The organism is Candidatus Pelagibacter sp. HIMB1587, assembly GCF_052047775.1.
Classification (GTDB): domain Bacteria; phylum Pseudomonadota; class Alphaproteobacteria; order Pelagibacterales; family Pelagibacteraceae; genus Pelagibacter.
In genome coordinates, this window is record NZ_JBNAJJ010000001.1 from 73,639 (window position 1) to 94,648 (window position 21,010).

At 31.2% G+C, this 21,010-nt stretch carries 22 protein-coding genes; 18 read left to right on the forward strand and 4 right to left on the reverse strand.

Features of this window, described 5'->3' with window-relative positions; genetic code table 11:
- Positions 1 to 87 precede the first annotated feature (87 nt).
- Together ACTTBE_RS00405 and ACTTBE_RS00410 are read left to right on the forward strand one after the other, a co-directional pair.
- On the forward strand, positions 88 to 1,182 hold the full coding sequence (locus tag ACTTBE_RS00405) for an ABC transporter permease (protein ID WP_440614571.1): 1,095 nt from the start codon (positions 88 to 90) through the stop codon (positions 1,180 to 1,182).
- Positions 1,182 to 1,946: an ATP-binding cassette domain-containing protein gene (locus tag ACTTBE_RS00410; protein ID WP_440614570.1), complete on the forward strand. Its 765-nt coding sequence runs from the start codon at positions 1,182 to 1,184 to the stop codon at positions 1,944 to 1,946. The genes ACTTBE_RS00405 and ACTTBE_RS00410 overlap by 1 nt, the downstream gene beginning before the upstream one ends.
- Here the strand turns inward: ACTTBE_RS00410 and ACTTBE_RS00415 are convergent.
- Positions 1,943 to 2,569, reverse strand: a complete 627-nt coding sequence (locus tag ACTTBE_RS00415) for an AAA family ATPase (protein WP_440676716.1) — start codon at positions 2,567 to 2,569, stop codon at positions 1,943 to 1,945. The two genes, ACTTBE_RS00410 and ACTTBE_RS00415, sit on opposite strands and share 4 nt — an antisense overlap.
- A 10-nt stretch (positions 2,570 to 2,579) precedes the next feature.
- Complete coding sequence (gene xylB, locus ACTTBE_RS00420; RefSeq protein WP_440676717.1) at positions 2,580 to 4,028, reverse strand: xylulokinase; 1,449 nt, start codon at positions 4,026 to 4,028, stop codon at positions 2,580 to 2,582.
- A gap of 77 nt (positions 4,029 to 4,105) precedes the next feature.
- On the opposite strand from xylB, the gene ACTTBE_RS00425 reads away from it, so the two are divergent.
- From ACTTBE_RS00425 to ACTTBE_RS00435, 3 genes are read left to right on the forward strand one after another with little or no spacing between them, the layout of a single operon-like run.
- Entirely contained in the window at positions 4,106 to 4,564 is a 459-nt protein-coding gene (locus ACTTBE_RS00425; RefSeq protein ID WP_440652622.1) for an RbsD/FucU family protein, read from the forward strand.
- Positions 4,564 to 5,475, forward strand: a complete 912-nt coding sequence (rbsK, locus tag ACTTBE_RS00430; RefSeq protein WP_440654468.1) for a ribokinase — start codon at positions 4,564 to 4,566, stop codon at positions 5,473 to 5,475. Before ACTTBE_RS00425 ends, rbsK begins: the two co-directional genes overlap by 1 nt.
- An 11-nt stretch (positions 5,476 to 5,486) precedes the next feature.
- On the forward strand, positions 5,487 to 6,248 hold the full coding sequence (locus ACTTBE_RS00435) for an SDR family NAD(P)-dependent oxidoreductase (RefSeq protein ID WP_440654466.1): 762 nt from the start codon (positions 5,487 to 5,489) through the stop codon (positions 6,246 to 6,248).
- A gap of 3 nt (positions 6,249 to 6,251) precedes the next feature.
- On the opposite strand, the gene ACTTBE_RS00440 is transcribed toward ACTTBE_RS00435, so the two are convergent.
- Complete coding sequence (locus ACTTBE_RS00440; protein WP_440654464.1) at positions 6,252 to 7,253, reverse strand: 4-hydroxythreonine-4-phosphate dehydrogenase PdxA; 1,002 nt, start codon at positions 7,251 to 7,253, stop codon at positions 6,252 to 6,254.
- An 89-nt stretch (positions 7,254 to 7,342) separates the two neighbouring features.
- On the opposite strand from ACTTBE_RS00440, the gene ACTTBE_RS00445 reads away from it, so the two are divergent.
- From ACTTBE_RS00445 to ACTTBE_RS00500, 12 genes are all read left to right on the forward strand, one after another.
- A complete protein-coding gene (locus ACTTBE_RS00445) occupies positions 7,343 to 8,317 on the forward strand; it encodes a Bug family tripartite tricarboxylate transporter substrate binding protein (protein WP_440676718.1) in 975 nt (324 codons plus the stop codon).
- Positions 8,318 to 8,340: 23 nt separating this feature from the next.
- Positions 8,341 to 8,847, forward strand: a complete 507-nt coding sequence (locus ACTTBE_RS00450) for a tripartite tricarboxylate transporter TctB family protein (RefSeq protein ID WP_440654462.1) — start codon at positions 8,341 to 8,343, stop codon at positions 8,845 to 8,847.
- On the forward strand, positions 8,848 to 10,320 hold the full coding sequence (locus ACTTBE_RS00455; RefSeq protein ID WP_440633985.1) for a tripartite tricarboxylate transporter permease: 1,473 nt from the start codon (positions 8,848 to 8,850) through the stop codon (positions 10,318 to 10,320).
- A gap of 3 nt (positions 10,321 to 10,323) precedes the next feature.
- Positions 10,324 to 11,073, forward strand: a complete 750-nt coding sequence (locus tag ACTTBE_RS00460) for an SDR family NAD(P)-dependent oxidoreductase (RefSeq protein ID WP_262589454.1) — start codon at positions 10,324 to 10,326, stop codon at positions 11,071 to 11,073.
- A 5-nt stretch (positions 11,074 to 11,078) separates the two neighbouring features.
- Positions 11,079 to 11,981: an ROK family protein gene (locus ACTTBE_RS00465; RefSeq protein ID WP_440676719.1), complete on the forward strand. Its 903-nt coding sequence runs from the start codon at positions 11,079 to 11,081 to the stop codon at positions 11,979 to 11,981.
- 177 nt (positions 11,982 to 12,158) lie between these two features.
- Positions 12,159 to 13,064: a sugar ABC transporter substrate-binding protein gene (locus ACTTBE_RS00470; protein ID WP_440676720.1), complete on the forward strand. Its 906-nt coding sequence runs from the start codon at positions 12,159 to 12,161 to the stop codon at positions 13,062 to 13,064.
- Positions 13,065 to 13,136: 72 nt separating this feature from the next.
- A complete protein-coding gene (locus ACTTBE_RS00475) occupies positions 13,137 to 14,732 on the forward strand; it encodes an ABC transporter permease (protein ID WP_440618598.1) in 1,596 nt (531 codons plus the stop codon).
- A complete protein-coding gene (locus ACTTBE_RS00480) occupies positions 14,732 to 15,511 on the forward strand; it encodes an ATP-binding cassette domain-containing protein (RefSeq protein ID WP_440654459.1) in 780 nt (259 codons plus the stop codon). The genes ACTTBE_RS00475 and ACTTBE_RS00480 overlap by 1 nt, the downstream gene beginning before the upstream one ends.
- Before the next feature lie 44 nt (positions 15,512 to 15,555).
- Positions 15,556 to 16,404: a phytanoyl-CoA dioxygenase family protein gene (locus ACTTBE_RS00485; RefSeq protein ID WP_440676721.1), complete on the forward strand. Its 849-nt coding sequence runs from the start codon at positions 15,556 to 15,558 to the stop codon at positions 16,402 to 16,404.
- Between the two features lie 133 nt (positions 16,405 to 16,537).
- The gene (locus ACTTBE_RS00490) at positions 16,538 to 17,299 is read left to right on the forward strand and encodes an SDR family NAD(P)-dependent oxidoreductase (RefSeq protein WP_440652610.1); all 762 of its coding nucleotides are present in this window, start codon (positions 16,538 to 16,540) and stop codon (positions 17,297 to 17,299) included.
- Positions 17,300 to 17,307: 8 nt separating this feature from the next.
- Positions 17,308 to 18,291 carry an aldose epimerase family protein gene (locus tag ACTTBE_RS00495; protein ID WP_440652609.1) on the forward strand — a complete coding sequence of 328 codons (984 nt, stop codon included), beginning with the start codon at positions 17,308 to 17,310 and terminating at the stop codon, positions 18,289 to 18,291.
- 1 nt (position 18,292) lies between these two features.
- Complete coding sequence (locus tag ACTTBE_RS00500; RefSeq protein ID WP_440652607.1) at positions 18,293 to 19,330, forward strand: Gfo/Idh/MocA family protein; 1,038 nt, start codon at positions 18,293 to 18,295, stop codon at positions 19,328 to 19,330.
- Here ACTTBE_RS00500 and ACTTBE_RS00505 read toward each other — a convergent pair.
- Entirely contained in the window at positions 19,327 to 20,391 is a 1,065-nt protein-coding gene (locus tag ACTTBE_RS00505; protein ID WP_440676722.1) for a tartrate dehydrogenase, read from the reverse strand. The two genes, ACTTBE_RS00500 and ACTTBE_RS00505, sit on opposite strands and share 4 nt — an antisense overlap.
- 106 nt (positions 20,392 to 20,497) lie before the next feature.
- Here ACTTBE_RS00505 and ACTTBE_RS00510 point away from each other — a divergent pair, with 106 nt between their 5' ends.
- The gene (locus tag ACTTBE_RS00510) at positions 20,498 to 21,010 is read left to right on the forward strand and encodes a pentapeptide repeat-containing protein (protein WP_262589441.1); all 513 of its coding nucleotides are present in this window, start codon (positions 20,498 to 20,500) and stop codon (positions 21,008 to 21,010) included.

Below are 21,010 nucleotides of genomic sequence, written 5' to 3' on the forward strand. Positions count from 1 at the left end.
ATAACTTTTCATTTTATCAGGGCAGAATATTTCTGCCCTGATAAACTTGACTTTAAATTCTGTAATTATTAATTTTATTTTTTATTCATGAGCAAAATATCTGATGACATATCAAAAGATTTAAAAGATCAGCCAAAGTTTACATCAGATATAGGTGACAAGGCTCAAGACCACCATACATTTGATATTGGTGAGCAAACGTTTTTAAAAAAACTTCAACATTTTCTACATGGTAATCCAACTATTGTTCCAGTAATTATTTTAATTTTAAGCGTAATTGCGTTTGGATTTATAGCTGGAGGAAAATTCTTTTCTGCATTCAATTTATCTTTGATTGTTCAACAGGTAACAATTGTTGGAATTTTAGCTGCCGCACAAACACTGATCATTTTAACTGCTGGAATTGATTTAAGCGTTGCTGCAATGATGGTTCTCGCATCAGTCGTTATGGGAAAACTTTCAATTGATTTTGGGATGCCCACTTTACCCGCAATTGCAATAGGTATGATTTCAGGAGTTGTAACGGGTGCTATAAATGGTTTGTTAGTAACAAGATTAAAATTACCTCCATTTATTGTTACTCTAGGAACTTGGAATATATTTTTTGCATTAGTTATTTTTTTTACTGGTTCTCAATCTATAAGAAGCTCAGTAATTGAAGAGAATGCACCTTTATTACATTTTTGGGGTGAAAGAATAAATCTTGGAGGTTTCGTATTTACTTACGGTGCTTTCTTGATGATCGCTATATTTGTTTTCTTATGGTTTATGCTCAACAAGACTGCATGGGGAAGACATGTCTATGCAATTGGAGATGATAAAGACGCTGCAGAGCTGTCGGGTATTAGAACAGATAGAATGCTTGTATCAATTTATGCTGTTGCAGGATTGGTTATTGCTATAGGAGCATGGGTTTCAATAGGAAGAGTCGGATCAGTTTCACCTACAAGTTTTTATGAAGGAAATCTAGATTCTATTACAGCAGTTGTAATAGGTGGAACTTCACTTTTTGGTGGAAGAGGAACTATTATTGGATCTCTATTTGGAGCATTAATTGTAGGTGTATTTAGTTCTGGTTTATCAATTGCTGGATTAGATGTTTTATGGCAAAGGTTCGCGCTCGGTTGCTTGATCATTATTGCTGTTGGTATAGATCAATGGATTAGGAAGGTATCAAATTAATGAAACCTGTTCTTGTTGCAAAAAATTTATCAAAAAAATATGGAAGAGTTGTTGCTTTGGATAGTGCTGATCTGGAGCTTTATCCTGGAGAGGTGTTAGGAGTTATTGGAGACAATGGCGCTGGTAAATCAACTTTAATTAAAGTTTTATGTGGAGCAGTAATACCTGATAGTGGCGAAATACTTTTAGATGGAGAGAATGTAACTTTTACTTCTCCTATTGAGGCAAGAAAACTAGGTATAGAAACCGTTTATCAAAACTTAGCTCTATCTCCAGCTTTATCAATTACTGATAATATGTTTCTGGGGAGAGAGATTAGAAAAAAAGGTTTTCTAGGAAAATTTTTAAGATTTTTGGATAAAAAAGCTATGGCTGATGAAGCTAGAAAACGTCTTTCAGATTTAGGATTGTTAACAATTCAGAATATAGATCAATTAGTAGAAACTTTATCAGGAGGTCAAAGACAAGGTGTAGCTGTAGCTAGAGCAACATCATTTGGAACTAAAGTGGTAATTATGGACGAGCCAACAGCTGCCTTAGGTGTTAAAGAAAGCAGAAGGGTTCTTGAGTTAATAGGTGAGGTAAGAGCAAGAAAAATTCCTATTATATTAATTTCTCACAATATGCCTCATGTCTTTGAGGTAGCTGATAGAATTCATATTCACAGACTAGGAACTAGATTGTGTGTTATTGATCCTAAAAAATATGAAATGTCAGATGCTGTTGCATTCATGACTGGAGCTAAAGAACCGCCAAAAGCTTAATTAATTAAAGTGTAGTCTGCCTCAATACTATTTTGCAAAACATTTAATCCGTTCGGAAGATCATTTTCATATACTTTTTTATGAATTTCTTCTTTAGGTAAATTAAAATTTTCCCAACGTTTAATAAGCCTTTCTTCTCTAATTTTTTCTTCACAATCAATTATGATTTTAGATTGAAAATAATTATGTAATTTTTTCCAAGGTTCAGAATTCAGAAGAAGATAATTTCCTTCAACTATTATAACTCTTGTTTTTTTTGAAATTATAACCGCTGACGATTTAGATAATTCTAAAGAACGATCGAAAATTGGGACAATAACTTCATCTTCATCATTTAATCTGTTTAAAAAATTTTTTAAACCCATAACATCAAAGGTTTCAGAGGATCCTTTTTTGGATAGTAAACCTTTATTTTCTAAAATATCATTATCATAATGAAACGCATCCATCTGAAGAATATTTGATGGATATCCTTTTATATTTAAATCTTTTGTTATCTTTTCAGAAACAGTGGTTTTTCCCGAAGCAGGCGGTCCAGCCAAAGCTATCAAATATCTATTTTTTATATTATCTAATTTTTTTATTAAATCGCTGATTAGTTCTTCATAGATTAATCTTTTCATAATTATAATTTTAAGTTTTAGTATAAAATTTTTTCCATTTATCAAACCTATATGAAAGCAAAGAAGCAAGTTCAGGATCTTTTTTTATAATTTTTTTCACTTTAGGAGATTTCAGTTCTTTTTGGTGATCAAGATTATTGTAACCTAAAAAAGCTATTTTTGCTGCTCCATAAGCAGCCATTGAATCTGAAGTTTCTGTAATTGAAAGATTTTTATTTAGAATAGATGCTAAAATTCTAATCCAAGTTTCATTATTTGAACCTCCTCCAATTACATAAAGATTTTCTAATTTAATGTTTGTTTTTATAAGGGCTTGATAGTTGTCATTTAATGCAAATGAAATTCCTTCTATCAAACTGTAAATCATTGAGGATCTTGTTGTACTTATATCAACATTGTTAAAACTTGCACGAACATGAGGGTCGTTAATAGGCGTTCTTTCTCCAGTTAAATAAGGTAAATAGTATGGAGCATTTTTGATTAAATTTTTGGCTTTAATTGCTTTTTTTAGATTTAGTGAAATTTCTTCTATAGATGAATTAAAAGTTTCAACAAACCAATTAATATTAGATGTACAAGACAACATAACAGACATTAAATGCCATGTGTTAGGTAAACAATGGCAAAATGAATGAATCGCATCATCATAGTTTTTTAAAAATTTTTTTGTTGATGCAAATATTACACCTGATGTACCTAAAGATATTGATGCATCGCCTTCATCATATAGACCCAGACCAACAGCTGCTGCCGCATTATCTCCTCCACCTCCATAAACTTTACATTTTAAATCAAAACCGTACTTTTCTGCGATTTCTTTTTTGACAATTCCAGTTTGATCTGTCCCTTCACAAGTTATAGGCATTTGAGAAAGACTCATAAAAGTAGTTTGTAATAATTTCTTTGACCAGGATCTATTTTTTACATCAAGCCAATATGTTCCAGATGCATCAGACAAGTCACTATAAAATTCTCCAGTAATATAAAATCTCAAGTAATCTTTAGGTAGTAAACATTTGTGAATTGATTTGAAGTTTTTAAATTCATTATTTTTAAGCCATAAAATTTTTGGAGATGTAAACCCAGGCATTGCAATATTTCCCGCAATATCTAAAACATTTTTATTATTCATTATATCATTACACTCATTATGACTTCGAGTATCATTCCATAAAATACATTTTCTTATCACGTCATAATTTTTATCAAGACATGTAGCCCCATGCATATGTCCAGAAAATGAGATTGACTTAATATTTTTTAAATTAATTTCTTTTTTTAATTTTTTGATGCAGTAATTGAGGGCAATGATCCATGATTTAGGATCTTGTTCTGACCACCCACTTTTTAGATTAGATAATGGAATATTTTTGCTAGAGGTTTTGCAAATTATTTCTTGATTGTCTCCAATAACAACACATTTCATTAATGTTGTTCCAAGATCGATACCTAAATACATTTTATGATTATATATTTTAATTATTGTAATTGAATTAATTTATTGAATTATTGAAATTAATTTAGTTGTATAAGGATATGTTAATTAAAATTGATCCAATACTAAGCCCTGATGTTTTACACTGCTTACGCAGTATGGGACATGGTGATAAGCTAATACTTTGTGACTCAAATTTTCCAGCATATTCTTTGAATAAAAGAGTTTATCGAATTGATGGTGTAAACGCTTCAAGAGCGGCAGAAGCTATTCTTTCAGTTTTTCCCTTAGATAGTTTTATAGAATATCCAATTTTGAGAATGGAAATTGATGGAAAACCAAATGAATTAAATGATGTCCACAAAGAACTTATAGATACAACAAAAAAAGTATCTGGAGATCATTGGAAAATAGGATCTATAGAAAGAAATAATTTTTATAAAGAAACAAAAAATGCTTACGCAATTATAACTACTAATGAAACAAGACCATTTGGCTGTTTTATTTTTACAAAAGGTGTAGTTAAACCCAATGGCGATGTGTGGGTTCTTGAAAAATAATGAATTCAATTTGTGTATTTGGAGTTTTTGTTGCTGATCTTTGCTTCTTTGGTGAGACAATTCCAGTTAAGGGTCAAACAGTTTTAGGAAAAAATCATATTGTTGGACCTGGAGGTAAAGGCTCTAATCAAGCAATTGCAGCTGCAAGATTAAAAGGTGATGTACATTTTATAACAAAAATTGGCCAGGATAGTCATGCCGATATGGCATTAAAATTATATAAAAAGGCTCAAATAAATATAAATTCAATCATCCAGGATAAAAATCTTTCCACGGGAGTTGCGGGTATCATGGTTGATGAAAAAGGTCATAACGCAATTAATGTTGTTGCTGGGGCAGCTGCCCACTTAAATAATGAAGATATAGATCAAAATCTAAACACCATAAAAAATTCAAAAATTTTTCTTACTCAATTAGAAACTCCAGAGCAAGTGACACTTTATGCTTTAAGTAAAGCTAAAGAAAATAATTGTGTTACAATTTTAAATCCAGCGCCTGCAAGAAAAATAGAAGAGGAATACTTTAAATTAATTGATTATTTTACTCCAAATGAAACAGAAGCAGAATTTTATTTAAATAAAAAAATAAAATCAGAAAATGATATTAAAGAAGCTGCTAAACAGTTTTTAAATAAAGGAGTTAAAAATATTATAATTACATTAGGAGAGAAGGGTGTTTATTATTCTAATGGAAAAGAAGATTATTTTGTTGAGGCATGTAAATTAAAAAATAATGTTGTAGATACTACTGGTGCGGGAGATGCTTTTAATGGTGCTTTTGTTGTTGGATTATCTAATGACCTAAAAAATAAAGATGCATTAGTATTTGCAAATAAAGTAGCAGGAATATCAACAACAAAATTAGGTGCAGCAGCATCAATGCCATTACTTCAAGAAGTAGAAAATTATTAAGTAAAATAAAAATGAAAGTAGAATATTTTGATTTGAAAGGAAAACGTGCTTTAGTTTCGGGCGGAGCATCTGGTATCGGCGCATCAATTGTTGAACATCTTTGTGAACAAGGTGTTGAGGTCTATTTTTTTGATATAGATAAAAAAGAAGCTCAAAAATTAATTTCAAAAATTAAGAGGAAAAAACATAAAATACCTACGTTTCATATCTGCAACATTAAAAATATAAAAAAATACAAAACTTTAATTCAGAGCATTATAAAAAAAAAAGGAGCAATTGATATTTTAGTAAACAATGCATCTAATGATCAAAGACATACTCTTGAAGAAGTTAATGAAAAATACTGGGACGACAGAATGGCAATAAATTTGAGGCATTACTTTTTTGCTACTCAAGCGGTAAAAAAAAGTATGATTAAAAATAAAGGTGGATCAATAATAAATTTAGGCTCGGTTAGTTGGATTAGAGGGGCCGTAATGTTTCCAGCATATAGTACTGCAAAAGCCGCAATTTATGGTTTAACCAAATCTTTAGCTAGAGATTTAGGACAACACAATATTAGAATAAACTCCATTGCACCTGGGTCGGTTGCAACTAAAAGACAGTCAAAATTATGGTTAAATCCAAAATTTAAAAAAGAAATTTTAGATAAACAGTGTCTTAAAAAACAAGTATTACCTGAGGATGTCTCAAGAATGGTTTTATATCTAGCATCAGATGTTTCATCTGGATGCACTAAACAAAATTTTACGGTAGATGCTGGTTTAATATAAGGCTTAACTTAACTTCTTTTTATTTTCAGCCATTGATAAAGCAATTTTAAATGAATTTAAAATTGGAGCTAAATTAGCTTCATTTTTTCCAGCAATTGCAAACGCAGATCCATGTGCAGTAGTTGTTACAGGAACTGTTAATCCGCCTTGAACTGTAACTCCTCTGTCAAAACCAAATGCTTTAAGTCCAGACTGAAGTGCATCATGGTACATTCCAACCATACAATCATGATTTTTATTTTTATATGCAACTACAAAAGATGTATCACATGGTAACGGACCATCTGTATCAAATCCAAGTTTTTTTGCTTCTTCTATTGCTGGAATAATTTCATCTTTTTCTTCAGTACCAAATTCTGCATGTGGGTTAAGTGCTTGAACTGCTATTCTAGGATTTTTTACGCCATTCAATTCCATAACTTCATTAATTAATTTAATTGGCTTTAAGATATTTTCTTTTGTGATGTGCTGTGCAACTTCTTTAATTGGAATGTGAGAGGTTACTCTTGCAGTCCAAAAATTATCTATAACATTAAACTCACAACAAAAACTTTTTACATCTAATTTTTCAGCCATTAATTGTAATTCATCTGAATGAGTGTTTCCTCCAAGTTTTAAACTTGTTTTATTCATTGGAGCAAAATTAATTGCATCAATTTTTTTTTCTTTAGCAAGAGTTAATGCTAAATCTAAAGCCTCCAAAACGCTTTCGCCTGATTCTTTTGAAGGTTCAGCTATTTTGTATTTATGGTTTTTTCCTTTTGAAATATCTAATAGAAATCTATTAGATTTATTAAAATCAATTTGTTCAAAATTTTCAACTACTTCAAGTTGGTGAGAGTTGCCAGTTACATTATTTCCACTCTCAAGTATCTGTCTTTCACCAATAACAACAATATTTGCTTTGTTAGTTATTTCTTCACTTAATAATTTTGAAATAAGTTCAGGTCCTATTCCTGCTGGATCACCAAGTAGAAGTGCGATGTTAGCTTTTGTTTCACTCATTTTTTACTTTACGTGTTGTATTAAAATATGATTATATATTTATATATAACTTATATATATAAAAACTAAATAAACTAAAGAGGGAAATAATGAAAAAAAGCTTTAAACTATTTTTAGCAGCTGCTTTTTTAGTAACTGAATTTTTTGTTGTAGCTCTTCCATTAATGATCACTTCAGCAAAAGCTGATGGACATCCAATACAAGCAATTACTCATGCTGGTTTTGGTGGTGGAACTGACGTTACTACTAGAATGATGTTATTAAGAGCAAGAAGAGTTCTTAAACAAGATATGCAGTTAGTTAACAAAAAAGGTGGTGGTGGAGCAGCATCTATGGATTACATGATGTCTTTACCTGCAGATGGTAACCACACTTTAACTTGGACTACTGGTCACGCAGTATCAATGGCTTTAGGAAAAACTAAAGTAAAATTAAGTGATATGCAGCCTTTAGCAAGAGGAACAGACGATCCTCAATTATTTGTTGTTAACTGTAACAATGAAATTAAAGATGCTAAGAAATTCATTAGCGCGCAAAAATCAAAATCACTAAAATATGGAACAACACACACTGGTGGTATTGATGACGTTAGTGCAATTGCATTTACTAAAAAAGGTGGATTAACAGATCCAACTATTGTTGCTTACAAAGGTGTAGCACCAATTAAAACTAACCTTATCAAAGGTGATATCGATGTAGGTGTTTTAAACTTAGGTGAAGCATTAACTGAAATCAACGAAGGTAAACTTTGTGTATCAGTTGTATTAGCAAACGAAAGAATGGCTAAAATTGGAGACTCTCCAACAGCTAAGGAATTAGGAATTCCTGTTTCTTTATCTACTGTTAGAGGATTTGTAACTAAAAAAGGTGCTCCAGCAGATAGAGTAAAACAATTAGAAGCTGGAATGCTTAAAGCAATGGGTCACAACTATTACAAAAATTTCTTAACAGAAATTGGTCTTGATGACACTAGTGTAGTTGGTGCTGACGAGTGGGGTAAGCAAATGGAAGAAATGCTTACTGAAATGACTGCTCAGCTAAAAGCTTTAGGTTACATAAACTAATCTAATTAAAAGTACATTTGCAAATGAAGAATGTACAAAAACAAAAAAGGGCAAACAAAAGTTTGCCCTTTTTTTTTAGAGACGAATTTAAAGTCTCTTTTGTAATTATTTTTATATCTGTAGCGCTATTAATCACCACTTTTACTTTTGATATTGTTCCTCCTATATTGAATAGAGGAATACAGCCCGCAACATTTCCAAAAGCACTTTTGGTATTAATAATAGTAATGACTTTATTAATTTATTATTTAGCAACTAAAAATCCTTGGAAGGTTCAAAAAAAATTACCTAAATCATTCTTTTTAACACTTTCAAGTTTTGTAATTTTTTTAGTAATTTCAAAGACTTTAGATTTCTTTTTAGCAATCTCAGTTTTATCTATTTTTGTTTCTTATTATTGGGGAGAGAAAAGAATATTTTATTTATTACTTGTTGGAATTATTTTTCCAGTGATTGTCTTTATTTTCTTTGAAACAATTTTAGGTTTAAGATTTCCTCCTGGAATTATAACTAACATTTATTATAGCTAGATGGATAATTTATTATTAATGATGGCTCCTTTATTTAGCTCAAAGCTATTATTAGTTTTATTTTTTGGTACATTGTTTGGATTAATTTTGGGAGTGTTACCTGGTTTAGGTCCAACAACTGGTGGTGCATTAATTTTACCTTTCACAATGACACTTGATCCATTGTCAGCAATTGTATTGTTAACTTCTATTTATTGTGCAGGTACTTATGGTGGTGCAATAACTGCAGTTCTAATTAATACACCAGGAACACCAGCTGCTGCAGCAACTTGTTTAGATGGTTATCCTTTAGCACAAAAAGGAGAGGCTGGAAGAGCTTTAGGAATGGCTACTGTTTCTAGTACAGTTGGTGGTATTTTTAGTGTTGTTATACTTGTCTTTTTTGCACCTATATTAGCTCAACTTGCATATGAATTTGGTCAGCCAGAATATTTTGCATTAGCGATCTTTGGTTTAACTATGCTTGCATCAATTGGAGAAGGAAGTCCAATTAAGAATTTGATTGCAGGTGCATTTGGAATTTTAATTTCAACAGTTGGTAAAGATTTTATGACATCAATTGATCGATTTACTTTTGGAATTAATGAATTAACTGAAGGGATTGGTTTTATTCCAGTAGTGGTTGGTTTATTTGCAATGAGTGAGATGTTAACTCAATCAACTCTAATTAATCAGGTATTCAACAGAATAGCTTTAAAAGCAATTAAACTTCCAAGTAAAGATGATTATAAAAAAACTTGGAAAACAATTTTAAGATCTAGTGGTATTGGTTCATTTATTGGAGTGTTGCCTGCAGAAGGTGGAACAGTTGCCTCTTTAATTGGATATTCAGAAGCGAAAAGATTTTCAAAAAAACCTGAAGAATTTGGAAAAGGATCTATTGAAGGTATAGCTGGTGCGGAAGCTGCAAATAATGCAGCAACAGGTGGAGCAATGGTTCCAACACTTGCACTTGGAATTCCAGGAAGTGCAACAACAGCTGTTATCTTAACTGGATTAATTATACATGGGGTTAGACCTGGACCTGATTTATTTAGAGAGCAACCTGATTTTTTATATGGAATATTTGGAGCAATGCTTATTGCTAATGTTTTGTTCTTTATATTTGGTTTTTTTGGTGCAAAAATTTTTGCAAGAATAACTTTAGTGCCTAATAAAATATTATGGCCAATGATTTTTGCAGTTTCAGTTTGTGGAACCTATTCATTAAATCAATCTATAATTGACGTTTGGATAATGTTATTTTTTGGTGTGCTTGGTTTCTTTATGAGAAGATATGGTTTCTCAGTTGTACCTGTTATAATTGGATTAATTTTAGGTGAGTTAGTTGAAGGTACTTTGAGACAATCTCTGGTTATATTTGATGGAAATTGGTTAATGTTTTTTACAAGACCAATAGCTTTAACATTCTTTATTTTATCTTTAATTGCTTTAGCTTTTCCATTAATAAGATCTAGAAAAATTAAAAAATAAACTATGATTAAATTTGATTTAAATAACAGAGTGGCAATTGTAACTGGTGGAGCCCAAGGGTTTGGATTGGCTATCACTGAAAGATTTATCGAGTCAGGTGCTAAAGTAGTAATTTGGGATATCGATGAAGGAGAAGCTAAAAAAGCTTTAGAAAAGGTAAATTCTGAAAATTTAACTTATCAAATAGTTGATGTAAGCAACTATGAAACAATTAATTCAAAATTATCTGAAGTTGAAAAATCACATGGTAAGATTGATATCTTTATTAATAATGCAGGTGTAGCAGGCATGAACACTACTGTTGCAGAGTATCCAATAGAAGAGTGGAATAAAGTTATTAATCTTAACTTAAATGCAGTCTTTTATTGTTGCAAAGCAGTTGTTCCATTTATGGCAAAGAATGATTATGGAAGAATTGTTAATATTGCCTCTATTGCAGGTAAAGAAGGAAATCCAAATGCAAGTGCTTACAGCACATCAAAAGCAGGAGTTATAGGTTTAACTAAATCTTTAGGAAAAGAACTTGCACAAAAAAATATTGCAGTAAACTGCGTTACTCCAGCAGCAGCAAAAACTAGAATTTTTGATCAAATGACTGAAGAGCATATAAATTATATGCTTTCAAAAATACCAAGAAATAAATTTGCTAAAGTAGAGGAATTAGCTTCTTTAGTTGCTTGGTTATCAAGTGAAGAAAACTCTTTCTCAACAGCTGCAGTATTTGATCTAAGTGGTGGTAGAGCAACATACTAATCATTATGCAAGTAGGTATAGACGTTGGCGCAACAAAGATAGAGAGCGTTGTACTTGAAGAAGATGGACAAGAAAAACATAGATCTAGAATAGCGTGCCCAAAAAATTATACTAAAATTATTACTGCAATAAGAGATATTCATAAAAAATTAGAAGAAGAGTTTAAACAAGAGCTTCCAATCGGTGTTTGTCATCCAGGAGTTCACTCTCCTCAAACAGGTTTGGTTAAAAATGTACCCAACATAAGTTGGTTAGAAAAAAAACCATTTCAAAATGATTTACGTAAAGCATTAGGTAAAGAGGTGTTTTGTGAAAATGATGCAAATTGTTTTGCTTTATCAGAGTCCATAGATGGAGCAGGGAAGCATTATAAAATTGTTTATGGAATTATTTTAGGATCTGGAGTTGGGGGAGGTTTGGTAATTGATAAAAAAATAGTAAGTGGTCCCAATGGTGTTGCAGGAGAGTGGGGTCATAATCAAATTCCTTATTTTGCTGCAAAAAAGGAAAATTTCGACTCTAGTAATCCAAGAGAAGCAGAGATTGAGAGTTTTTTGTCTGGATTAAGTTTGGCTAAAAGATTTAAAAAACTTTATGGAAAAAGTTTAAAAACAAATGAAATTTTTGAATTAAATAGAAAACATGATTTGGATGCAGAAAGATTTATAGATGATTTTAAAGTAAATTTAGCAATGTCACTTTCAAGTATAATAAATATTTTAGATCCCGATGCTTTTGTTTTTGGTGGTGGAGTTTCAAATGAAATTGATTTCTTGCATGAAATAGATTCACTGGTGCGAAAATTTGTAATTGGAAGAGAGTACGAAGGTGTTTTTTTAAAACCAAGATATGGTGATGCTAGTGGTGTTAGAGGTGCTGCAAGATTGGGAAGAAGCGCGACATATTAGTTTTTAATTTAAATTAGAAAAATTCTAAATTTCAAAAACAAGAAAAGAAGCTAAAAAAAATTTAAAAAAAAAAATCAATTAAAAGTTGTATTAATATTTTTTGTTATGATCTTTACTCAAAGTGGGTATATTTCGTTTTTTAAATTAATTTAAAAATATTAAAAAAAGGGAGAAATAATGAAAAAACTTATACTTTCGATTGCAGCTCTTGCATTATTTGCAACTTCTGCGTTCGCTGAAAGATACGTCATGATTACTCATGGTGAAGGAAAAGATCCTTTTTGGCCTGTAGTTCAAAAAGGTGGTGAAGATGCAGCTAGAGCAATCGGTGCTGACTTCGAATATATCTACAACCCTTCTGCTGATATGGCTGATATGGCAAGCTCAATTCAAGCTGCTGCAGCTACTCAACCAGATGGAATGGTGATTTCTTTACCAGACCCAGATGCATTAGGCCCAGCTATTAAAGCTGCTGTTGCTGCTGGTGTTCCAGTAATTACAATGAACTCTGGTTTAGAGTCTTCTGCTAGCCTAGGTGCTTTAATGCACGTTGGTCAGCCTGAATTACTTGCTGGTCAAAAAGCTGGTGAAAGAGCAAAAGTTGAAGGTGCTTCTAAAGCACTTTGTATGATTCAAGAAGCATACAACACAGCTCTTGTAGACAGATGTGAAGGTTACGGTTCAGCTGTTCCTATGCAAATGACTGATACTACATCTGACCCTGCAACTATTCAAACTAGAGCAACTGCTGCTTTACAAGCTAACAGCGATATCGATGCGATCCTTTCAGTAGGACCACACGTGTGTGAAGCTGTTGATAAAGCTTTAGCTGATCTAGGTATGACAGTACACCACTCTTGCTTTGACTTAAGTCCTGCAGTTATGGATTTAATCGGATCTGGAAGAGTTGCTTTCACTATCGATCAACAACAAAGATTACAAGGTTATATGCCAATCATCGTATTACACTTGTACAACAACAGTGCTGGACTTTTACCAGGAGCTAACATCCCATCAGGACCTGGCTTCGTTGACAAGTCTAACGCTTCTTCAGTTGCTGCTTTAGCAGGTATTGATAGATAGTCTGTAATAATTTAAAGGGTCGATTATTCAATCGGCCCTTTTTTTTTAACAAAATTAATAAGTCTTTAATTAATGAATACTTCAACAACAAAAAAACCAAGACAAGAGTCAGACCGACAAGGTGAAAAAAAATGGTACTCTGCATTTATGTCTCGACCAGAAGTTGGACCTTTTGGAGTTATGGTTTTACTTTTTTGTATGTTGGGATACTTTTCTATTCCAGAAGGACAATTTTCTCTTAACCCTTTCTCTGGTGAAGGATTTAACGCTTTAGGAATTAGAAATAATTTTAGGGTAATTGCTCAATTAGGGATCGTTGCACTTGCTGCTGGAATGTTAATCATTGCAGGTGAATTTGATCTTTCTGTTGGTTCAATGATCGGTTTTGCCGGTGGTTGTATGGCAATGATACTAAAATGGGGTTTTGCTGTTGTTATTCCTTACATATCTTTCGAGGGAGGTTTTCATTTTGAAGGATTTACATTATTTAAAATTCAAGATGTATCTCCATTATTAGCAATATTAATTACATTATGTATGACATTATCTTTTGGATGGATACAAGGATGGATAATTGTTAAGAGTGGAATATCTTCTTTCATCGTTACATTAGGTGGACTTTTTTTCTTAAGAGGATTAACTGAGGTATCATACAGAGCATTTAACAAAGCTCCTGATCAAACTGCCGGATCAACAACTGTTACAGATTTACCAGATATCAAAAACATTATAAATGTACCAGGTCATGGAGAAATGGAAAGAGACGCGGCTAAATCTTTACCAAATGACCAATTATTAGAAATTCTTAGCACTGTGCCAGCTAGCACGGTTGCAAAATTAACTGAACGATTAACATATATTAACGAAAAAGTTGCAGCTTACAAAACTGCTATGAATGCTGAAAAGATGATTGCAACTTTAGAAAAATCATTAGCTGGGGCAAAAAAATCTGGCAATGACTCAATGGTTGAAATTTTGACAAAGAAAATTGAAGCTGGTGTTAATGTTCCTGAAGTTGCAGCAAAAGCTGTTACTGATATCGATATAGCAAAAGCTTATATCGACACCATCGTTACTGCAAGACCTGTAGCTAATTTCTTTGGTGGCGATATTATGGAACCAGTATTTAACTGGCTATATTATACGGTAGATTGGAACGTAAATAACTTTGGAAACATTTTTGCTAAAGGAATGTATTCTTGTTTAATGATTTGGGGACTAATTGCGTTCATTTGTTATTTAATTTTAAGTAAAACTCAAGCAGGTAACTGGATTTATTCAACTGGTGGAAATCTTAATGCTGCAAAAGCTAATGGTGTGCCAACGAATAAAGTTAAAATTTCATTATTTATGTTTACTGCATTTTGCGCAACTATGTTTGCTGCATGTCAGGTATTTGAAGTTAACACAGCAGATACAGCTAAAGGTAATTTAAAAGAGTTAGAGGCAATTGCTGCAGCAGTTATTGGTGGAGTTGTATTAACTGGAGGTTTTGGAACTATAGGTGGAATAATTCTAGGAACAATTATTTTTGGAATTGCAAAAGAAGCTTTCTTTTATATTCCTGGAATTGATGGATCGTTCTATAGGGTGTTCCTTGGAGCAGTGCTTGTTACTGCTGCCTTTACCAATGAGAATATACGAAAACGAATTATGGGAAATATCTAATGGATAAAAAACCATTAATTGAAATAAAAAATTTAGTAAAAAAATTTGGAGCATTTACTGCTTTAAACGGTGTTTCGTTAGATGTTTATCCAGGAGAAGTTCATGCATTATTAGGTGATAATGGTGCTGGAAAATCAACTTTGATTAAAGTTTTATCTGGTGTTCATCCTATGACAAGTGGAGAAATAAAAGTAGATGGAGAAAATGTTAACTTTACTACACCACGACAAGCATCTGATGCAGGTATTGGAACAGTTTATCAAGATTTAGCACTCAACGCTTTAACATCAGTAACTAGAAATTTTTTTCTTGGACGTGAAATAATAAAAGGTCCAGCCGGATTTGGTTTAATGCAAATGGATGAGATGGATAGAATAACAATAGAAGAAATGTCTAAAATTGGAATTAATATTGCAAACCCCAATCAGCCAGTTGGAACAATGTCAGGTGGACAAAGACAAACATTGGCAATTGCAAGAGCAATTTATTTTGGTGCAAAGATATTAATATTAGATGAACCTACATCAGCGTTAGGTCAAAAGCAGCAAATGGAAGTTTTAAAGACAATTAAAAAAGTTCAAAATTTAGGAAACATCGCAATTATACTTATCACACACAATGAAATTCATGCTCGTCTTATAGCTGATCGATTTACATTTTTAAGTTTAGGAGAAGTAATTGGTTCAGGATTGTCTTCAGAACTAGGTAATGAAGATGTGAAAAGATTGATGGCGGGTGGTGCTAAAATTGGCGATCTAGCTAAAGAATTAGAATTATAATTTTTTTTATTTTTTTTTAATTTTTTTTCACTTAAAATTTATCTATGCGTAAATTCTCAAGAGATAATTTTAATATTACTGAAGCAATAAACGAATTAATGCATGGATCTGGAGTTATCGTTATTGAAAATGCATATAATATTAACGATATCAAAGAAGCAAGAGAGATTGTTAATCATTTTGCAGACACACAAGAACAAAAAGAAACCCACTTTAATGCTGAAGCTGAAGCATCTGATAAAATTAAACTTCAACAAAGGATATGGAACCTATTTGGCAAAGGAGAGGTTTTCAGCAAATTAATAACAAATGATATTATTTTTAGCTTAATGTCTAAACTTTTAGGTTCAGAGTTTTTTTGTGGATCTTACTGTGCAAGTAGGTTGTTACCAGGATCTATAGGTCAAGAACTACATATCGATTATCCATATTGGGATTTTTATAATAGTGAGACTTTTCCGATGGGTCTTAATAGTTCATTTGCACAAAACTGTCAGGCTACTATACCTTTAGATATCTGTTCAGAACAATCAGGAGCAACTGCATACATACCAGGATCACAAAAGAAACTACACTATCCAAATGAAAATGATGACTTTTCAAACAAACAACAGATGATTGCTAATCCTGGTGATTTAGTTTTTTTCAATGGTAACTGCTGGCATGGAGCATCACCAAATAAATCAGATCACCAAAGAGCAGCATTACTGATAGAGTTTCTTCCAAAGTATATAAAACCAGTTGAAGATTTAGTTACTTATTTATCGGAAGATTTTAAAAATAATTCAAATCCAAAAGTGCGACAGCTTTTAGGATTAAATTATGAATATCCAAAAATAATGGATGCAAGTAAAAAAATAAATAATATTGGTTTGGGCTATAAGGCAAAATAAATTCTATATTTTTAATTTAAATTCTTTATAAGTACTAAAATAAACAGAATTTAAATTATTTAATTAATAAAATTTTTAAATATCACTATTTAGAAAATTTAAGAGCATTTATAACTGGTGGAGGATTAAGAAAATGAAAGTAAAATATTATGATTTAGAAAAGAAAAGAGTATTTATAACAGGTGGAGGATCTGGAATTGGTGCTTCAATTGTTGAACATTTTTGTGAACAAGGTTCAGAAGTTTACTTTATAGATATTAATGTATCAGAATCTGAAAAATTAATTGAAGATATAAAAAATAAAAAATATTCAATACCAACTTTTATTGAATGTGATTTATTAAACATAAAACAACTTCAAAAGACAATTGCAGACATCATAGATCAAAAAGGTCCAATTGATATTTTAATCAATAATGCTGCTAATGACACAAGACATAAAATTGATGATGTTACAGAAGAATACTGGAATGAGAGAATAAATGTAAACTTAAGACATTATTTTTTCACAGTTCAATCAGTAAAAAAATCAATGATTGAAAATAAAGGTGGTGTAATTGTTAATATGGGTTCAGCATCTTGGATGGTTGGACAAGGTGGTATGGCAGCTTATACAGCCGCGAAATCTGGAGTAGTTGGTTTAACAAGGTCATTCGCTAGAGATTTAGGAGAATTTAATATTAGAGTTAACTCAGTAGTCCCAGGGTGGGTCTTAACACAAAGACAAATTGATATGTGGTTAAACGAAGAATCCGAAAAAGATTTGATGAAAAACCAATGTTTAAAAGAGAAACTAATGCCTCATGAGCTTGCGCAAACTGTTTTGTTTTTTTCATCAGAACAGTCTTCTGGTTGCACAAATCAATCTTACATCGTTGATAAAGGTTGGCTATAAGAGACTTTGTGAAAATACAAAGTTCAACGATAGAAAGTAAGTATTTAAAAGTTAAGTCAATTAATATTGGTGCTTGTTTATATGAAGTTTATGACAAGCAAAGGAAAATTAATTTAATCTTAAACCTAGGTCCTACAAAAAATTATGGCAGTAAGAATTTTTATGTGGGCGCTACTTGCGGCAGGTACGCAGGCAGAATTTCAAATTCAAGATTTAAGATTAAAAATAAGATTTATAAACTTGAAGGCAACGAAGGAAGAAATACACTTCATGGAGGAAAAATAGGATTTGATAGATTAGAATGGAAAATTAAACATCATTCAAAAAATAAAATTATCTATCAATTGTTATCTAAAAATTTAGACCAAGGTTTCCCAGGGGACTTAAATTCAGAGTGTATTTTTGAAATCAAAAACAAAAGCTTATTTATAAAATATCAATATAAATCAAGCGAATTAACTCATGTGAGTTTAACCAATCATAGTTATTGGAACTTGAATAAGAGTAAAAAAGAGACAATTTTCAATCATGATTTAAAAATTAACTCTGAAAAATATCTTGAAGTAACTAATAAATTAATCCCAACTGGTAAAATTAAAAAAGTTAAAAATACTATTAATGATTTTAATAAGTTTCAAAATATTGGAAAAAAAATAGACATTATTAAAAACAAAAAAATAAAGAGAGTATCTAATACAATCAATCAATTGGGATTTGATTTAACTTATTGTATTAAAAAAAATTCTAAAAATTATTTAGCCTCTTTAAAAAATAAAAAAACTAATATCCAATTAGACTTTTATTCAAATCTTCCTGGAGTACAGCTCTATACTAGTCAAGGTTTGAGATATAAAAATAAACTTGCTCCATACCAGGGGGTTTGTTTAGAAACGCAACACTACCCAGATGCACCAAACAATAAAAATTTTCCAAGTTCTTTAATTAAACCTAAAAAACTTTATAAGTACTTTACAAAAATAAATATTTCATAAAATGAATAAAAAAATAAACATATCCATTGTTGGAACTGGCTTAATGGGATTGCAACATATAAAGGCAATTTCAAAATCTAAAAAAGCAAACCTTCATTCAATAGTTGATATTAGTAACAACGCAAAAAATTTATCAAAAAAATATAAAATCCCATTATTTTCAAATGTAGACGAACTTTTAAATTCAAAGAATTTAGATGCAGTAATTGTAGCTACTCCAAATCAACTTCATGAAAAACATACAGTCAGTTTTTTAAAGAAAAAAATTCCAGTATTATTAGAAAAACCTATTTCAGATAATATTAATTCAGCTAAAAAAATTATTAGTAGCGCTAATAAAAATAAAACGCCGTTATTAATTGGGTATCATAGAAGACATAACTCTATTGTATCAAAGGTAAAAGAGTTAATTGATAAAGGTAAATTAGGAAACATCGTTTCAGCAAATGTATTGTGTTGGTTATATAAACACAAAGCTTATTACAAAGAAAAATGGAGAATTAGTAAAGGAGGCGGACCTTTAGGAATTAATTTAGTCCATGATATCGATATGATTTGCTACTTACTTGGTTCAATTAAATACGTTCAAGCATTTACAACCAACAAAACTAGAAAATTTGCAGTTGAAGATACAGCAACAATTAGTTTAATTTTTAATTCAGGTGCACTTTGTACATTAAATTTATCAGATACAATTGTTGCTCCATGGAGTTATGAGTTAACTGCAGGAGAAAATCCAGCTTATCCTATAACTAATCAATCCGCATATATGATTGGTGGTACTAAGGGATCATTGCAATTTCCTAATTTAAAATATTGGTTCTATAAAAATGAGCGAAGTTGGTGGAATAAGATATTTGTTAACGAAGATAAAAACAAAAAAGACGACAGTACTTTAGTAAACCAAATTGATCATTTTGCAGATGTAGTATCAAAAAAAGTTAAGCCAAAAGTTAATGGTAATGATGGTTTGATCTCTCTTAAGATTTTTGCAGCAATAACAAAAAGTGCAAAAACTGGTAAGAAGGTTAAGATTTAAAGATTAGCCAATATTGAATTAGAACATTTTAAGGTATCAGCTTCTCCACCTAAGTCTTTAGTTCTATTTTCTTTTTGACTTAAAGATTTTTCAATAGCTTCAACAATTGAATTAGATGCTTCTTTTTCTCCCAAATAATCTAACATCATTGCTCCTGACCAAATTTGCCCCACAGGATTAGCAATACCTTTTCCTGCAATATCAGGTGCTGAACCATGAACTGGTTCAAATAAAGATGGAAATTTATTTTCAGGATTAATGTTTCCAGATGGAGCTATTCCAATAGTTCCAGTGCAAGCAGGTCCCAAGTCAGAAAGAATGTCTCCAAATAAATTAGATGCAACAACAACATCAAACCACTCAGGATTTAGTACAAATCTAGCAACCAAAATATCAATATGATATTGATCTGTTTCAATATCAGGATAATTTTCTTTCATTGCATTAAAACGTTCATCCCAAAACGGCATTGTAATTGAAATGCCATTTGATTTTGTTGCATTCGTTAATTTCCCTCTTTTTCTTTGTTTAGCTAATTCAAAAGCAAATTTTTGAACTCTATCTACTCCATGCGCAGACATGATAGTTTCCTGAATAGCTATTTCTCTATCAGTATTTTTAAACATTCTTCCACCAACAGACGAGTATTCACCTTCAGTATTTTCTCTAACAATTAACATATCAATGTCACCTGGTTTTTTATTTGCTAAGGGAGGATTAATTCCAGGAAACAATTTTACCGGTCTAAGATTGATATATTGATCAAACTCTCTTCTAAACTGAAGTAAGGATCCCCATAAAGATATATGATCTGGAACTCGATCTGGCATTCCAACTGCGCCAAAGAATATTGCATCATGTTTTCCTAATTTTTCCTTCCAATCATCTGGAAGCATTTTTCCATGTTTTTCATAATAATCACATGAAGCAAAATCATATTCTGTAAAATTTATTTTGAATTGATGTTTTTCAGCAGCGTCTTTTAATACTTTTAAGCCTTCAGGAACAACTTCTTTTCCTATTCCATCTCCTGCTATTGATGCAATGTTATATTCTTTCATAGGTTGATTTTTATACTTCAAAAACACTTTAATTTATAATGTTAAATTATTTTTTAAAGGCATAAACCTTCATTGTTTTGACATATTTTATTTGTTAGTTTTGATTATGAAAAAAATACTTCTTTTAATATTCTTTAGCTTCTTTTTTGTTTCAAATTCAAATGCTGCATGTGATGATCCATTAACAGATGGTGTAGATTATTCTAAATGCAGATTTTCAGATGCACAGGATCTCCAAGGTAGTTATCTACCAAACTCAAATTTATCTTTTGCAAGTTTTGTACAAGTAAATTTAGATAAAAGTATTATGATGAATTCAAATTTATCCTTTGGAACTTTTCCAGAGTCTACATTTGTTAGAGCTAATCTTTATGAAACAATTAGTATTGGTGGCAATTTTGAAAAAACGAATTTCACTAATGCAAATTTAACTAGAGTTGATTTCATGGGAGCAACTTTAATAGAAGCTAATTTTCAAAATGCAAATTTGATGGAAGCAAATTTTACATCTGCAAACATTACTAATGCAAATTTTGAAAATGCAAATCTGATTGGTGCTACTTGGACTAATGGTAAGACATGTGGTCCAGACTCAATCGGAACCTGTATTGAGCAATAA

Bases quoted from the DNA above. Each gene is read 5' to 3' on its own strand.
- ACTTBE_RS00405 (WP_440614571.1), top strand. From the start codon at position 88: ATGAGCAAAATATCTGATGACATATCAAAAGATTTAAAAGATCAGCCA.
- ACTTBE_RS00410 (WP_440614570.1), top strand. From the start codon at position 1,182: ATGAAACCTGTTCTTGTTGCAAAAAATTTATCAAAAAAATATGGAAGA.
- ACTTBE_RS00415 (WP_440676716.1), bottom strand. From the start codon at position 2,569: ATGAAAAGATTAATCTATGAAGAACTAATCAGCGATTTAATAAAAAAA.
- xylB (WP_440676717.1), bottom strand. From the start codon at position 4,028: ATGTATTTAGGTATCGATCTTGGAACAACATTAATGAAATGTGTTGTT.
- ACTTBE_RS00425 (WP_440652622.1), top strand. From the start codon at position 4,106: ATGTTAATTAAAATTGATCCAATACTAAGCCCTGATGTTTTACACTGC.
- rbsK (WP_440654468.1), top strand. From the start codon at position 4,564: ATGAATTCAATTTGTGTATTTGGAGTTTTTGTTGCTGATCTTTGCTTC.
- ACTTBE_RS00435 (WP_440654466.1), top strand. From the start codon at position 5,487: ATGAAAGTAGAATATTTTGATTTGAAAGGAAAACGTGCTTTAGTTTCG.
- ACTTBE_RS00440 (WP_440654464.1), bottom strand. From the start codon at position 7,253: ATGAGTGAAACAAAAGCTAACATCGCACTTCTACTTGGTGATCCAGCA.
- ACTTBE_RS00445 (WP_440676718.1), top strand. From the start codon at position 7,343: ATGAAAAAAAGCTTTAAACTATTTTTAGCAGCTGCTTTTTTAGTAACT.
- ACTTBE_RS00450 (WP_440654462.1), top strand. From the start codon at position 8,341: ATGAAGAATGTACAAAAACAAAAAAGGGCAAACAAAAGTTTGCCCTTT.
- ACTTBE_RS00455 (WP_440633985.1), top strand. From the start codon at position 8,848: ATGGATAATTTATTATTAATGATGGCTCCTTTATTTAGCTCAAAGCTA.
- ACTTBE_RS00460 (WP_262589454.1), top strand. From the start codon at position 10,324: ATGATTAAATTTGATTTAAATAACAGAGTGGCAATTGTAACTGGTGGA.
- ACTTBE_RS00465 (WP_440676719.1), top strand. From the start codon at position 11,079: ATGCAAGTAGGTATAGACGTTGGCGCAACAAAGATAGAGAGCGTTGTA.
- ACTTBE_RS00470 (WP_440676720.1), top strand. From the start codon at position 12,159: ATGAAAAAACTTATACTTTCGATTGCAGCTCTTGCATTATTTGCAACT.
- ACTTBE_RS00475 (WP_440618598.1), top strand. From the start codon at position 13,137: ATGAATACTTCAACAACAAAAAAACCAAGACAAGAGTCAGACCGACAA.
- ACTTBE_RS00480 (WP_440654459.1), top strand. From the start codon at position 14,732: ATGGATAAAAAACCATTAATTGAAATAAAAAATTTAGTAAAAAAATTT.
- ACTTBE_RS00485 (WP_440676721.1), top strand. From the start codon at position 15,556: ATGCGTAAATTCTCAAGAGATAATTTTAATATTACTGAAGCAATAAAC.
- ACTTBE_RS00490 (WP_440652610.1), top strand. From the start codon at position 16,538: ATGAAAGTAAAATATTATGATTTAGAAAAGAAAAGAGTATTTATAACA.
- ACTTBE_RS00500 (WP_440652607.1), top strand. From the start codon at position 18,293: ATGAATAAAAAAATAAACATATCCATTGTTGGAACTGGCTTAATGGGA.
- ACTTBE_RS00505 (WP_440676722.1), bottom strand. From the start codon at position 20,391: ATGAAAGAATATAACATTGCATCAATAGCAGGAGATGGAATAGGAAAA.
- ACTTBE_RS00510 (WP_262589441.1), top strand. From the start codon at position 20,498: ATGAAAAAAATACTTCTTTTAATATTCTTTAGCTTCTTTTTTGTTTCA.